Raw genomic sequence first — 13,720 nt, forward strand, 5'->3', positions numbered from 1 at the left:
TCTCGTAATGCTGATTTTCGGCGACTTTTGGAAGAAAGTGGCACAAATTTGACACAAAATTTGGGGTATTATTTGCTTCACCCCAAAATATAGTTAATTAATTTACACCGCCGCAAAACTGTCCGACAGATTTAAGGTGCTTTTCGTTGACTAAATGCGACCACTTTCGGGCGATAGATTAGTGTTGGAGGAGCTGCTTTAGGAGTAAGATCAATGGACAACTTTCCTTCTTCGGACTTCTCTAAGTTGCTTGACCGAGTGATGTCACTCGCCCGGGAAAACTCGGAAATGCGCGAAAAAGAAAGGTCCGTAATACTTCTGATGGCTCATATTTCGCAGGGGCACTACACACCGGATCAACTTGTTGAGCACGTGCCGAAGCATCGTCGCAAAATTTTTCTTAAGAGCATTGCGCCCGGACTGGCCAACAGGTCCCGGTACTACAGGAACCGAGCGCTAGTGCTCACTTTTAGCCTACTAGGGGTGAATGAGGGACTAATTGCCGAGTTCATAGGTTATTCAAGATGGGCTGTAAGGAGGTTCGTTCGCCGGTTTTCGAACGGCGATCACAAGGGTCTGTTTGAACCTCGTAAGAAGCCCCGAAAATACGACGACAAAAAACTAAGAGATCAACTTTTTGAAACGCTTCACGAACCCCCAAGTGCTTACGGCATCAACAGAACCACTTGGACAATCGATCTTTTGCACAGCGTTCTAAAAGCCAAGGGTACGCTAATAAACAAAAATGCAATGGGGCAAATATTCCGAGAGGAAGGCTACTCCCGATGTAAAACTCGAGAAGTACTCACAAGCAACGACCCAAACTACCGCGAGAAGTTAATTAAGATCACCCGCACATTGAGGCGGCTTGGTCCCATGGACCGCTTCTTCTCGATTGACGAATACGGCCCAGTTTCTGTTCGCGAACGAGGTGGCCGGCGTTTGGTCAAACGCGGTACAAAACCTACCGTGCCTCAATACCAGGACTCGAAAGGTTTCTTGATTGTGACTGCTGCGTTGGAGTTGAGCAGCAATCAAATAACCCATTTTTACTCTAAGAAGAAGGATACAGAAGAAATGATTAAGCTGCTGCACGTACTTCTTCACGAGTATTTTGACTGTCGAAGGCTCTATCTCTCATGGGATGCCGCCTCATGGCATTCTTCGAAAAAATTCCTTGCTGAAGTGAAACGCGTCAACAAACGTGAATACCGAAATACCTACCAGTCACCGATGATCAAATTGCGGCCGTTACCGGCGCGAGCGCAGTTCCTCAACGTTATTGAGTCGGTGTTCAGCGGACTTTCTCAGTCCGTAATACACAACAGCAATTACCAATCGGTTGAGGAAGCTAAGTCAGCGATCGACAGGTACATTTCGGAGAGGAACGCCTTCTTCCAATCAAACCCAAAGAAGGCTGGGAACAAAATTTGGGGCGAAGAACAAGTGCCATCGTACTTCAGTGTTTCTCACAACTGCAAAGACCCCAGGTTTTCCGGCTTGGGATCGATCCGTTGACTCGCTACTGAAGTACCAGCCGCCTTTTTCGTGCAATGCAATAAGAATTGGCATTTTGAGATTTGAGCCAATGAACGTGACTATGTATTAGACTAAGAGAACAAACTGAGAACTATCGAGTGGCCAAGCGGAGTTAAGTTCAAAAAACAGCGAAATTCGTGGCACAAATTTGACACAAAAATCCAAAGATTCCTTTTAACTACATGAAATTAAATACAAAAAACAGGCAACATGTTCCTCTCCTAAGGGGCAGGTTGCAGGTTCGAATCCTGCCGGGGTCGCCAGCCGGAACCTGCAAATCAGCCCTTTTATGCCCGAAAAGTCCGGGTGGCAGGCTCATCCGCCCGAATATCAACCTGCTTCTGCGCTGCTGGGCCGTATTACTCTGCGACTTCCGCTTTCGTCTCGGGGTTTTTGAATTGTTCTTCAAACAGGCTGCGGAAGTTGCCGTTCTTTTGCATCAGTTCTTCCAGATTGCCCTGTTCGACCACTGCGCCGTCCTGAACGACCATGATCGTGTCGGCCTCAAGTATCGTGGACAACCTGTGTGCGATCACAACAACCGTGACATCTTTTGTCAGCGCATCCAGCGCTTCTTTAACCAGAGATTCGGATTTTGCGTCCAGCGCGCTGGTTGCTTCGTCCAGCAGTAGAATCTCTGCTTTACGCAAAATCGCGCGGGCGATGGCGATTCTCTGTTTTTGACCGCCCGACAGGAACGTGCCGTTTTCACCAACGGGGGTGTCATAACCGTTGGAAAGCTCGGTGATAAAGTCGTGTGCGTGTGCAGCTTTCGCGGCAGCGATCACTTCTTCATCGGTTGCATCCGGCGCTGAACAACGCAGGTTTTCCATGACCGAAGTAGAAAACAGGAATGTATCCTGACCAACATAGGAAATCTTGCGCCTCAGCGATGAGTAACTGGCGTGCCGTACGTCCTTCCCGTCGATTTCGACACTGCCTTCGTCCGGGTCAAAAAAGCGCATGATCAAACCGAAAATCGTCGATTTGCCCCCGCCGGACTGACCCACAAGCGCGGTTGTTTTGCGGGCCTGGAATGTCAGGCTCATGTCTTCGATCACAGGCACCGAACCTTGATACCCAAAGGTGACGTTGCGCAGTACAACCTCACCCGGTCCGTCGCCGAGGTCATGGGCGTCCGGGCTTTCCAGCATCGAGTCTTCCTGGTCCAGAAGCCCAAACAGCAGACCAACGCCGACCATAGCTGTTTCGATCTGAACGCGCATCTTAGACAGCCGCTTTGCCGGTTCATAAGCCATAAGCAGCGCGGTAATAAACGACATCAACTGACCGGCCGTCGGCTGTTCGCTGCCTGCGATTCCGGTTGTGCTGACGATCAGGACGCCGGCGACGGCCAAACCTGCGAGAAACTCCATCAGGGGACTGGCGATGGATTGAAGCCGCGCAATATCGTTGGCCCGCTTCTCGACGGAGCGGATCGCCGTGTCCATTCGATTGATCATCCGGTCTTCCAGAGAAAAAACCTTGATCACTTTGATGCCGGCCGAGGTTTCCTGCAGAACGCGAATGATCTCTGCCAGGGACTTGAATTCGGCCTGCATGATCGAACGGACGCTTTTCAACAGGTACCGCACCCCGACCAGAGCAATGGGACCAACGACAAAGAACATGACGGACAGAACCGGCTGTTGGTACACCATTACGATGACAAGGCCCACCAATGTCAGCGCGTCGCGCACAAAGCCGGTCACAAGAACGTCGATCAGTTTCCTGGCGGACTGCGCCCCGTTGGTCGTTCGCATCAGCAGGTTCGACGAATCGTTGTCCGAAAAGAACGAGACTCCGTGCCTAAGCAGTTTGCGATAAACTTTTTCCTGCTGCGCTGCCACGATCCGGTTTCCGGCACGGGCCAGAAACACCGCCTGAACATATGACGCCAGAGCCTTCACAAGAAACAGGGCGATGACGCCCAGAGCAATCAGATGGGCCCAACCGCGCATTTCTGGGCTGGTCATGGCGTCCACGATGTATTCCATCATGTAGGCGGACCCTGCAGTGGTTGCCGCAACCGCGATCATCGCAACAATCGCCACGGCGTACAGCCCGCCCTGGGCAAAGAAGCTCTCGCTGATGAGGCGGCCCATATAGCCCGACCGCCAATTGTCCCAGGCGCGCTTTATCATTGCGTTCTCCAGATCGTGAAACTGTGCGCTCGCTCAGATAACCTATAACCGTTCTTCTCTAAAGTGCAGATGAAACGAAATGACCTTACGGTCCGTTTCGACAGCATGACGAGCGCCCGTGCCAGATAGGTATCCGTACCGTATTGGGCAAGGGCTGACGAAAACATAGATAATCCTCACGGGCGGCCTGCAGCGGCTTTTCGTCGCTCCGGCCCGCGTGCCTGTGACTTATGTGAATCGCGCGCCCAGATAAGGGGCTGAAAAATATAGCTATTTTTTTGAGTTCGCAGTGCCGGGGCGTGCAGCAGGCCAAGCGCTTTTCCTGATTTTACAGTGTGTTACCAGCAGCGCGACTTGCTCCGACGCCGAGGCCCACGCGGTGAACGTGTTCAGGTGCCGGATTGGGGTTTGAAATTGCGCGGTTTTTTGCCGCTGTGGGCTTTTGGTACGTCTTTCAAAAAAAACACTCGTTCTTTCGCGTTTCTGCTGCTTAAATGTTAGTATTAGCGACGCGGTAATTTCAATTGGTATCAAGATAGTGTCGATCACGGCCGTTATCCTCAGCCTGCCAAAAGATGTAGAGCGGCGACGTTTCTGCGAAGCAGAGCTTGCACGTCTGGGCGTGCAGCATAAATTTTCTGATGCCATATCTGGCGACCAGTTGGGCGGGTCTGAACTGAAGCGCATCTATGATGCCGAGATGAACCGCGCCAAGTTCAAGCGTCCCCTTAGCCGCAACGAAGTTGCCTGCACTCTGGGACATCGACAAATCTGGCAGCACATCGCAGCATCCGATGACTGTGTCGGTCTTGTCCTGGAAGATGATGCAACGTTTATTCGGGATCCCAGATCGTTCCTGAGCGCGCTTTCAGAATGTCCCGAGTGTTTTGAAGATGTGATGATCAAACTGGATGGCGTACCGGGCAAAAATGTTCAGGTCATCAAAGAGTTCGCCGATCAGAACCTTGTCTTGTCGGATATCCTGCCACCCAGAACCACCGGTTATATTCTTGGCCGCCGGGCCGCGGCTCGGTTGCTGCAGGTAGATGCGCCGATTGCCCGCCCTGTTGATATCGACCTGAAATTCTATTGGGAGCATAAAGTGCCCATTCTGACCTTGGGCAGGCAGATGGTGGCCGAGCGGAATTCGCAAGACAGCAACATTGAATCCCATCGGAGAAAAGCCAAACCGGGCTCGCGGCTTGAACGATTTGTCCGCAATCTCGTGTATCAGGCGAAATTCACCCACGGTCGACTGAGCCACCCGCTGAACCCGGACATGATTGACGGTCTTGGCCCCCTGTTGCGGACCGATAGCCAAATTCGGAACCACGTATGAACAAAAGCCTTGTGGTTGTCCGGGCAGGCAGCAAGTCGCTGCATAGTCGGTGGCTGGAAATCCCTCACAATGATCGCAACTACGATCTTTTGATCAGCTATTTTTCAGACGAAGCATATGCAGAATTCGTACCAGAGCCGGGCGTGGACGCAGTATTGGTCAAAGGCGGAAAATGGGACGGGTTGTATAAAACTCTCTCGGACCGGGATCTGGATCAATATGAATACTATTGGCTGCCTGATGACGATCTGGACATCAGCGCACAGGATGTGAACGCTCTGTTCGAAGCGATGCGGTTCTACGGTTTGCGCATCGCGCAGCCGTCTCTTAGCCCGAACAGCTACTTTTCGCACTTTGTGTTCAGCCAATGCCCCGGCTTCGTGCTGCGTTATACGAACTATATCGAGATCATGGCCCCGTGCATGCATAGGGACATTCTGAAAAAGGCGTTGCCGCTGTTCCAAAACACCATGAGCGGTTTCGGGCTGGATTATATCTGGTGCCGCTGGGCCGAAGCCGGAGCATTCCGAACAGCCATTCTGGACGAGATCGCGATGCACCACACGCGACCGGTCGGCAAGAACCTAAAGGTGGCAATGGCCGAGACGGGCAACCTCAGTTCCGAAGAAGAAGAAGCCGTCCTGAAAGAGATGTTCGATCTGTCCCGGCGCACCGTTCCCGTGATCTTTGCCGGAATATTGCAAGGTGGGCAGCCTGTTTCGGGCAGGATTCAACTGGGGTGGCGTATGTGTCGTGGCTGGCTTTCGATGATGTCCAGCTTTCGCGATGCTGGAGAAGCGCGCGCGGGCATTCTGAAAATTGCGCGGCGGCAGTTGATCAAGCCTTTGGACATGACGACGATATCACCAAGACAAGAAGGTGTTTGAATGGAAGCGGGTCGATTTCTTATGGTTGGTGCCGGTTTGTCCGGTGCCGTAATTGGTCGTGCACTGGCAGAAGAAGGTCATCAGATCACGATAGTTGATAGCCGCGACCATATCGGCGGCAACTGCCATACCCAGCGCGACGCCGACACGGGTGTCATGATCCATGTCTATGGCCCCCATATCTTTCATACCGATGACGAAGAGGTCTGGACCTACGTCAACCGGTACGCGAATTTCCTGCCCTACAAGAACCGGGTCAAGACAACCTCGCGGGGGCAGGTCTTTTCGCTGCCGGTCAACCTGCACACAATCAACCAGTTCTTTGGCAAGACGATGCGCCCGGATGAAGCGCATAGCTTTATCACCGAAGAACAGGCTGACACCTCGATCACCGATCCGCAGAGCTTTGAGGAGCAGGCCATGCGGTTCGTCGGGCGTGACCTCTACGAGGCGTTCTTCAAAGGATACACGATCAAGCAGTGGGGGTGTCACCCGTCCGAACTGCCTGCGTCGATCCTCAAACGTCTGCCGGTGCGGTTCAACTACGACGACAATTACTTTTTCCATCGATTTCAGGGGATGCCCGAAAACGGCTATACCGACATGATCGCGGGTATCCTTGATCACCCCTCGATCACCGTCAAACTGAATACGACCTTTGACCGCAGCATGGCCGAGGGGTTTGACCACGTCTTCTACTCGGGGCCGCTGGACGGCTATTTCGACTATGAGCTTGGGCGTCTGGGATATCGGACGCTGGATTTTGAACGCTTTACCTATGACGGCGACTATCAGGGCTGTGCCGTCATGAATTACGGCGAAGAAGACGTCCCCTATACGCGCATCACCGAACACAAGCACTTTGCCCCGTGGGAGACACATGACGGGTCGGTCTGCTATCGCGAGTATTCACGTGCCGCCGAGCCGGGCGATATTCCCTATTATCCGATCCGGCAGGTGAAGGAAAAAGCGCTGCTTGGCGAATATGTCGAGCTGGCCAACAAGACTGCGAACGTGACCTTTGTTGGCCGTTTGGGAACCTATCGCTATCTGGATATGGACGTCACGATCCGCGAGTCTCTGGATACGGCGGCGGCTGTTCTTGCCTCGCTGGAACGGGGTGACGACCTCAAACCGTTTTTTGTTTCGGTGCTCTAAGCGGGGTCATGCCTTTTGCGTGATTGCCGGATCAGGGAACCGGCTGCGCGTGCGGTTTGCAAAAGCCACGAGTGACAGCATAACCGGCACTTCGACCAGAACCCCCACAACGGTTGCCAAGGCAGCGCCCGAGTTCAGCCCGAACAGGCTGATGGCGACGGCCACGGCCAGCTCAAAGAAGTTGGACGTGCCGATCATGGCGCAGGGTGCAGCGATGCGATGGGGCACTTTCAGCGCATAGGCCGCGCCATAGGCCAGTGCAAAAATGCCGTAGCTTTGGATCAAAATGGGCACGGCGATCAGCACAATCACCAGCGGCTTGGCTAGAATGGTCTGCCCTTGCAGGCCGAACAGGATGACCACCGTGGTGATCAGGCCCAGCACGGACCACGGCTTTACCCGCGCCGAGAATGCGTCAATGGCGTCCTGCGATCCCAGTTTGCGCCGTGTGAGCAGACCGGCAATCAGGGGCAGCACCACGTAGAGAACTGTTGCCAGAACCAAGGTCTGCCACGGGACCGAGATGTCAGTGACCCCCAGCAGGAACGCGACGATCGGGGCAAAGGCCACGACCATGATCAGGTCGTTCACCGACACTTGCACCAGTGTATAGGTCGCATCCCCCTTGGTCAGTTGAGACCAGACAAACACCATCGCCGTACAGGGGGCCGCGCCCAACAGGATCAGGCCAGCCGAGTATTGCGCGGCGTCTTCCGGTTTAATCCACGGCGCAAACACGTAGTCAAAGAACAAAACGGCCAGCAAAGCCATTGTGAACGGCTTGATCAGCCAGTTGACCACTAGCGTGACGATAAGACCCTTGGGCTGACGGGCGACCCCTGCGACCGCGCCGAAATCGACGCTGACCATCATCGGATAGACCATGGCCCAGATCAGCACGGCCACCACAAGATTGACGCTGGCGAACTCGGCCGATGCGATCAATGCCACCAGATCGGGGGCTGCCAGGCCGATCAGCACGCCTGCGATCATGGCAAGGGCGACCCATACGGTCAGGTAACGTTCAAAAATGCTCATGAGTACGCCTCGTTCGTCTGATCGCTGAGCTTGCCAGAGGTCAGTGCCGCAAGCGCGACCATAATAGCAGCAGTTCCCAGCACCAGTGGAAGGCCGCCGATCTGATAGGTCAGGCCGGACAGGACAGTGCCCAGCAAACGGCCCGTCGCGTTTGCCATGTAATAAAAGCCGACATCCATCGTGACCCGCTCGGACTTGGTGAAGGCAAGGATCAGGTAGGAATGCAGCGAGGAATTGACCGCGAATATCGCCCCGAACACCAGCAATCCAAGAACCAACGTCACAGTCAGCCAAGGTTCTGGTCCCGAAGACATCAGGACGGCGACCGTCAACGCAGCCGGGACGCAGAACAGGGCCAAAGCCCAATTACGGGCCGCCCGGATCAGGTCGCCCTCGGTCCGTTTGGACGCGTTCAGGATTTTCGGTGCGCTGGCCTGAACCGCTCCGTAGAGGATGACCCAGACGGCCATGAAGGTCCCGATCATAAAGAAGGCCGCGCGGTTTCCTTCTTCGGTCCCGTCGGACAGGACCGCGTAGAAATAGATCGGGATACCAACCACGAACCACACATCCCGCGCGCCAAACAGAAAGACACGCGCTGCGGATAGCCAGTTCACGTTTGCGGATTTGGAAAAGACCTCGGAGAACTTGGCACCCTTGCGTCCTTGCGGCAGGCCGGGTGGCATCAACACAAAGACCGCAACCAGGATGATTGCCAGAACAATGGCCATCGCCAGTGTTGCCCACATGAAGCCCACCGTTGCCAGCAGACCGGCCCCCAGCAGAAAGCCCAACCCTTTGACTGCGTTTTTCGACCCGGTCAGAAGGGCGACCCAGCGAAACAGCCCTCCGCCCGTTGATGGGGCCAACAGCTTCACGGCAGACTTGGACGACATTTTGGCCAGATCCTTGGCCACTCCGCTGGCGCCCTGCACGATCATCACAAAGACGACTTTGACTGGAATCGCCCAGTTAGGGTCTAGTTGCGTCAGCACCAGCAGCGCCCCGACCTGTAGCGCAAGCCCTGCATACAGCGTCGAGGTCAGGCCAAACCGAGCCGCGATCCAACCGGCGGCCAGGTTTGTGACCATCCCGGCAATTTCGTACAGGACGAACAAATACGCCAGCTGCACTGGCGAGAACCCCATCGTATGAAAGTGCAACAGCACCAGCATCCGCAAGGCTCCGTCGGTCAGCATGAAAGCCCAATAGGCCGCCGTGACCGCAATATAGGCCGACAGTCCTTCGGGCCGGTCGGTCACAGCGCGGCCCCGACCATCAGCGCCACATCAACCAGACGATGCGCATAGCCCATCTCGTTGTCATACCACGCGTAGATTTTCACCTGCGTTCCGTTCACCACCATGGTCGAGGGCGCGTCGATAATCGAAGACCGTTCGTCATTGGTATAGTCGGTTGAGACCAGCGGCCGCGTTTCATAGCCCAGAATACCCTTCAGTTCGCCCTCGGCAGCAGCTTTGAAGAAGGCGTTAACTTCTTCGGCGGTGGTTTCACGCTCGACCTCAAAGACGCAATCCGTCAGCGAGGCGTTCAGCAACGGCACCCGCACCGCATGGCCGTTCAAACGGCCTTTCAGTTCGGGATAGATCAGCGTGATCGCCGTGGCCGACCCGGTGGTGGTTGGGATCAGAGAGTTCAGCGCCGAGCGTGCGCGCCGCAGATCCTTGGCGGGGCGGTCCACGATAGTTTGCGTGTTGGTTACATCGTGGATCGTGGTCATCGAGCCATGGCGGATGCCCAGATTTTCATGGATGACCTTGACCACAGGGGCCAGACAGTTCGTGGTGCAGGACGCCGCCGTCACGATGTGATGCGCGGCAGGGTCATAGGTGCCCTCATTCACGCCCATCACGATATTGGCCGTGGGGCCGTCCTTGACCGGGGCCGAGACGACAACCTTCTTCACACCGGCCGCGAAATAGGGGGCCAGTTTTGCCTCGGTCTTGAAAACACCGGTGCAGTCGATCACCACATCGACGCCGTCCAGCGGCAGGTCGTTCAAATCCTTGGTGCCAATAAACGGCAGGCGCGTGCCATTGATGGTTACACTGTCCGCATCATGTGCGAACTCAGCATCCCAGCGGCCATGCACCGTGTCGAACTCCAGCAGATGCGCGTGCATCTCGGGGTCACCGACCCCGTCGTTGATCCAAGCGATCTTGGCACCCTTTTCCAGCAGGGGCTTCAGGGCCAGTTTTCCCATCCGGCCAAGGCCGTTTACCGCGTATGTGGTCATTTCGTTTCCTCAACGGGGGTTCTGCCGATGTCATCGACAGCAGTTTGCAATGCGATCCGATCCAGACTTTCGACCGGCAGAGAGGTGAAGGCCTCGATCCGCCGTTTCAGTGCGCCATAGGCGTTCTGGAAGGCGAGGCTTTTCTCGGCATCCGTGCCGGTCGCCTTGACCGGGTCGATCATACCCCAGTGGCCGCTGATGGGCTGGCCTTCCCAGGCCGGGCATTCTTCGTTGGCCGCCTGATTGCAGACCGTAAAGACGAAATCCATATCGGGCGCGTCCTCTGCGGCAAACTCGGACAGGTGCTTTGATCGCAGGTTCGACGTATCGTGTCCCTTGTCGCTGAGTACCTGAACGGCGAAAGGGTTGAGTTCTGATGTAGGTTGCGTGCCCGCGGAATAGACGTTGAACCGATCCCCGCCCAATGTCCGCAGAAGGGATTCAGCAAAGATCGAGCGGGCAGAATTCCCCACACATAGAAACAGAACGTTGAATTTCCGATCCGTCATTTTCTCAGGCTCATGCGGTGAGGGCATGCAGATATCAGGTCGTCCACGGCAGCAGTCGTTCAGCAGGAAATCCAGCATGTGCTGCACGTTCTTCATTTCAATCGAATAGAGCAGAGAGGTGCCCGACCGGTCCTGCGTTACCAGACCCGACCGCTGAAGCGCGTTCAGGTAGTTCGACAAGGTGCTGGGCTTGATCCCCAACTCCGCCGCCAACTCACCTGCCGGGACCGAGTCAGGAAATCGTCGCATTAACATGCGAAACACCGAAATGCGTTGAGGGTGGCCCAGAATGGCAAGTTGGTTGGTTATCTGTTCTATCATATTTCATGAAATATAGAAATAGTGATGAGTCGGCAACGTCTAATCTTTATCGTTACAAAAAATTCACAACCGAAGAACGAGAGCATAGCGCAAGCCGGTTCGATGGGCCAAATCCAGCGGATGAAGGCTTGCACGCCACTTCGGGACCGTTTAAACGATCCTTCGCTTGCCTCAATAGCTCAGCTGGTAGAGCAGGTCCTTCGTAAGGACAAGGTCGGGGGTTCGAGTCCCTCTTGAGGCACCAATATCACAAAGATAAATATTGAAAATCAGATGCTTAGGTATAATTTATGCGCATCTATCCCCCAATTTATCCCCCAAAGGTTTCGCGGCTATGGCAGGGTGCGGCGCATCATCATAGCCAACTTACGGACCGCTTGAGTTTCCAATGTTCGGGCGCCGTGGCGAAACGCACCGTTTCCCTCACCTTCAGGCGCACCACCCCCGGCTCCGTGAAACCGGCAGACATTCCAGCCGCGCACCGCAGGGCCTTTGCACCTTTCTCCGGTGCGCTTAGATGTAGCTGTGCATCTGGGTGTCGCGTTCATTAGTGCCACTAGGCACATGGGGTTGGTGTCAGGTTTCGGCATTGCCCCCTCCTAGTGCAAACGGCAAGTCAGCGCAAAATATCAGACAATGGTTTTGTCGCGCCCAAAAGCGGCCATTGGCAAGATCGCTGAACAACTTCCGCTGTGCGGAAAAACTTGATCTCGGTTTCGTTTCATGTGACTACCGGCTCCTTCACAAAGCGGCCGTTTTCAGCCTGGCTCGCTAGTGCGATGCAACTTCTTTGTACTGGCCATTCGCGCCTGCGTCGCATCACTCTGTCTGGTTCATAGCCTGTCGTGGCTATAAGTTGGAATAGTTGATGCGGCGAGGTAAGTTGGAATGCCTCATCTGACTAGGTCCACCGTTATGTATAGTGAACGGAGGACAGAGAATGGCAAGCAAGCGGCACAAGCCCGAGGAGATAGTTCAGAAGTTACGGCAGGTTGATGTGCTTGTCGGCCAGGGTATGCAGCGCGCGGATGCGATCCGCGAAGTGCGCATTACCGATCAGACCTATTACCGATGGCGCAAGCAGTACGGCGGTATGGGAACCGACCAACTTAAGGAACTCAAACGGCTCCAGAAAGAGAATGAACGGCTTCGGAAAGCCGTGTCGGATCTGACCCTGGACAAGCTAATCCTTAAGGAAGCAGCCCGGGGAAACTTCTAAGCCCCGCCCGCCGGCGTGCCTGCATCGACCTGATCCGAAGTAGGATGAAGGTTTCAGAACGCAGGATCTGCCGGGTGCTGGGGCAGCATCGATCGACGCAAAGGTACTCTCCCCGAGGCCGGGAAAACGAAGACCGGCTTGTCGCGGACATGGTTGAACTGGCCCGGCAATACGGCAGCTACGGTTACCGCCGCGTCGCCGTTCTGCTGAGAGATGCGGGCTGGCAGGTCAGCGTCGGCCGTGTTGAGCGGCTATGGAAGCGGGAGGGGCTGAAGGTGCCACGCAAGCAACCAAAGAAGAGCCGTCTCTGGCTGAACGACGGATCATGCATCCGCCTGAGGCCTGGCACCGCAACCATGTCTGGAGCTACGACTTCGTGCATTGCCGCACTGACGACGGCAAGGCGTTCCGTACCTTGAACATCCTCGATGAGTTCAGCCGGGAATGCCTGTCAATCACAGTGAAGCGGAAGCTAAACTCGACTGACGTGATCGACGCTCTCACCGATCTCTTCATCCTGAGAGGGCCGCCGGCATTTGTGCGCAGCGACAATGGCCCCGAGTTCGTTGCCAAAGACGTCCGGGCATGGATCGAAGCCGTGGGAGCCAGGACGGCCTTCATCGAACCGGGCAGCCCTTGGGAGAACGGCTATGTGGAGAGCTTCAATGCCAGGTTCCGCGATGAACTTCTGAACCGAGAGATCTTCTACTCGCTGAGGGAGGCTCAGATTATCATCGAAGGCTGGCGGAAACACTACAACACTAAGCGGCCCCACAGCGCTCTCGGCTATCGGCCACCGGCTCCTGAAACCATCGTCCAGATGGACCCGAGGCCAGTCATGCACTAACAATCAAGTCGGACCAGTCAAATCAGGCTGCTCACGGCGATCAAGTCGTTCTCATTGCTGAGCTTTGGCTGATACCGATAGCAGGTCTCGCTGATTGAAAACGCACGGCAAGCCAGCGCGATACTGGCGGACCGGTAGCGCACCGCCCATTCGGCCATCTCGCGTCTTTGAGACGGCCTCACCACTTTTTTCCAAGCGCTTCCTTTAGCAGGTCGTTTTGCATGCTCTTCTCCGCATACATCTTATTGAGCCGCTTGTTCTCTTCGTCGAGTTCTTTCATCCGCGCCATCAGGCTGGCGTCCATGCCGCCGTACTTAGATCGCCACTTGTAGAAGCTCGCGCTGCTCATACCATGCTCGCGGCACAGATCAGCGACCGGCACGTCATTCTCAGCCTGCTTCAGAATGCTCATGATCTGTGCGTCGCTGTACTTTGATTTCTTCACCAGAATCTCCTCTTTCA

At 55.1% G+C, this 13,720-nt stretch carries 9 protein-coding genes, 1 tRNA gene and 2 pseudogenes; 6 read left to right on the forward strand and 6 right to left on the reverse strand.

The window, feature by feature from the left end:
- Positions 1 to 213: 213 nt before the first annotated feature.
- On the forward strand, positions 214 to 1,518 hold the full coding sequence (locus ACR0LH_RS10245) for an IS630 family transposase (protein WP_480720835.1): 1,305 nt from the start codon (positions 214 to 216) through the stop codon (positions 1,516 to 1,518).
- A 380-nt stretch (positions 1,519 to 1,898) separates the two neighbouring features.
- On the opposite strand, the gene ACR0LH_RS10250 is transcribed toward ACR0LH_RS10245, so the two are convergent.
- The gene (locus tag ACR0LH_RS10250; RefSeq protein ID WP_480720837.1) at positions 1,899 to 3,683 is read right to left on the reverse strand and encodes an ABC transporter ATP-binding protein; all 1,785 of its coding nucleotides are present in this window, start codon (positions 3,681 to 3,683) and stop codon (positions 1,899 to 1,901) included.
- Positions 3,684 to 4,221: 538 nt separating this feature from the next.
- On the opposite strand from ACR0LH_RS10250, the gene ACR0LH_RS10255 reads away from it, so the two are divergent.
- Genes ACR0LH_RS10255 through glf form a run of 3 tightly spaced genes read left to right on the forward strand, consistent with a single transcriptional unit; the run spans position 4,222 to position 7,067 of the window.
- Positions 4,222 to 5,022: a glycosyltransferase family 25 protein gene (locus ACR0LH_RS10255; RefSeq protein ID WP_480720838.1), complete on the forward strand. Its 801-nt coding sequence runs from the start codon at positions 4,222 to 4,224 to the stop codon at positions 5,020 to 5,022.
- A complete protein-coding gene (locus ACR0LH_RS10260; protein WP_170804417.1) occupies positions 5,019 to 5,909 on the forward strand; it encodes a hypothetical protein in 891 nt (296 codons plus the stop codon). Before ACR0LH_RS10255 ends, ACR0LH_RS10260 begins: the two co-directional genes overlap by 4 nt.
- Positions 5,910 to 7,067, forward strand: coding sequence for a UDP-galactopyranose mutase (glf, locus tag ACR0LH_RS10265; RefSeq protein ID WP_480720840.1), 1,158 nt, complete (start codon positions 5,910 to 5,912; stop codon positions 7,065 to 7,067).
- 6 nt (positions 7,068 to 7,073) lie between these two features.
- On the opposite strand, the gene arsB is transcribed toward glf, so the two are convergent.
- From arsB to ACR0LH_RS10285, 4 genes are read right to left on the reverse strand one after another with little or no spacing between them, the layout of a single operon-like run.
- Positions 7,074 to 8,105: an ACR3 family arsenite efflux transporter gene (arsB, locus tag ACR0LH_RS10270; RefSeq protein ID WP_480720841.1), complete on the reverse strand. Its 1,032-nt coding sequence runs from the start codon at positions 8,103 to 8,105 to the stop codon at positions 7,074 to 7,076.
- A complete protein-coding gene (gene arsJ, locus ACR0LH_RS10275; protein ID WP_480720842.1) occupies positions 8,102 to 9,367 on the reverse strand; it encodes an organoarsenical effux MFS transporter ArsJ in 1,266 nt (421 codons plus the stop codon). Before arsJ ends, arsB begins: the two co-directional genes overlap by 4 nt.
- Positions 9,364 to 10,362: an ArsJ-associated glyceraldehyde-3-phosphate dehydrogenase gene (locus ACR0LH_RS10280; protein ID WP_480720843.1), complete on the reverse strand. Its 999-nt coding sequence runs from the start codon at positions 10,360 to 10,362 to the stop codon at positions 9,364 to 9,366. The genes arsJ and ACR0LH_RS10280 overlap by 4 nt, the downstream gene beginning before the upstream one ends.
- Positions 10,359 to 11,192 carry an arsenate reductase/protein-tyrosine-phosphatase family protein gene (locus ACR0LH_RS10285; protein WP_480720844.1) on the reverse strand — a complete coding sequence of 278 codons (834 nt, stop codon included), beginning with the start codon at positions 11,190 to 11,192 and terminating at the stop codon, positions 10,359 to 10,361. The genes ACR0LH_RS10280 and ACR0LH_RS10285 overlap by 4 nt, the downstream gene beginning before the upstream one ends.
- 168 nt (positions 11,193 to 11,360) lie before the next feature.
- Here ACR0LH_RS10285 and ACR0LH_RS10290 point away from each other — a divergent pair.
- Together ACR0LH_RS10290 and ACR0LH_RS10295 are read left to right on the forward strand one after the other, a co-directional pair.
- A tRNA-Thr gene (locus tag ACR0LH_RS10290) sits at positions 11,361 to 11,436 on the forward strand.
- Positions 11,437 to 12,132: 696 nt separating this feature from the next.
- Positions 12,133 to 13,258: pseudogene (locus ACR0LH_RS10295) on the forward strand (IS3 family transposase).
- A gap of 35 nt (positions 13,259 to 13,293) precedes the next feature.
- Here ACR0LH_RS10295 and ACR0LH_RS10300 read toward each other — a convergent pair.
- Positions 13,294 to 13,703: pseudogene (locus ACR0LH_RS10300) on the reverse strand (transposase); the annotation flags it as partial.
- Between the last annotated feature and the right edge of the window lie 17 nt (positions 13,704 to 13,720).

The organism is Ruegeria sp. CL6 (assembly GCF_056536465.1).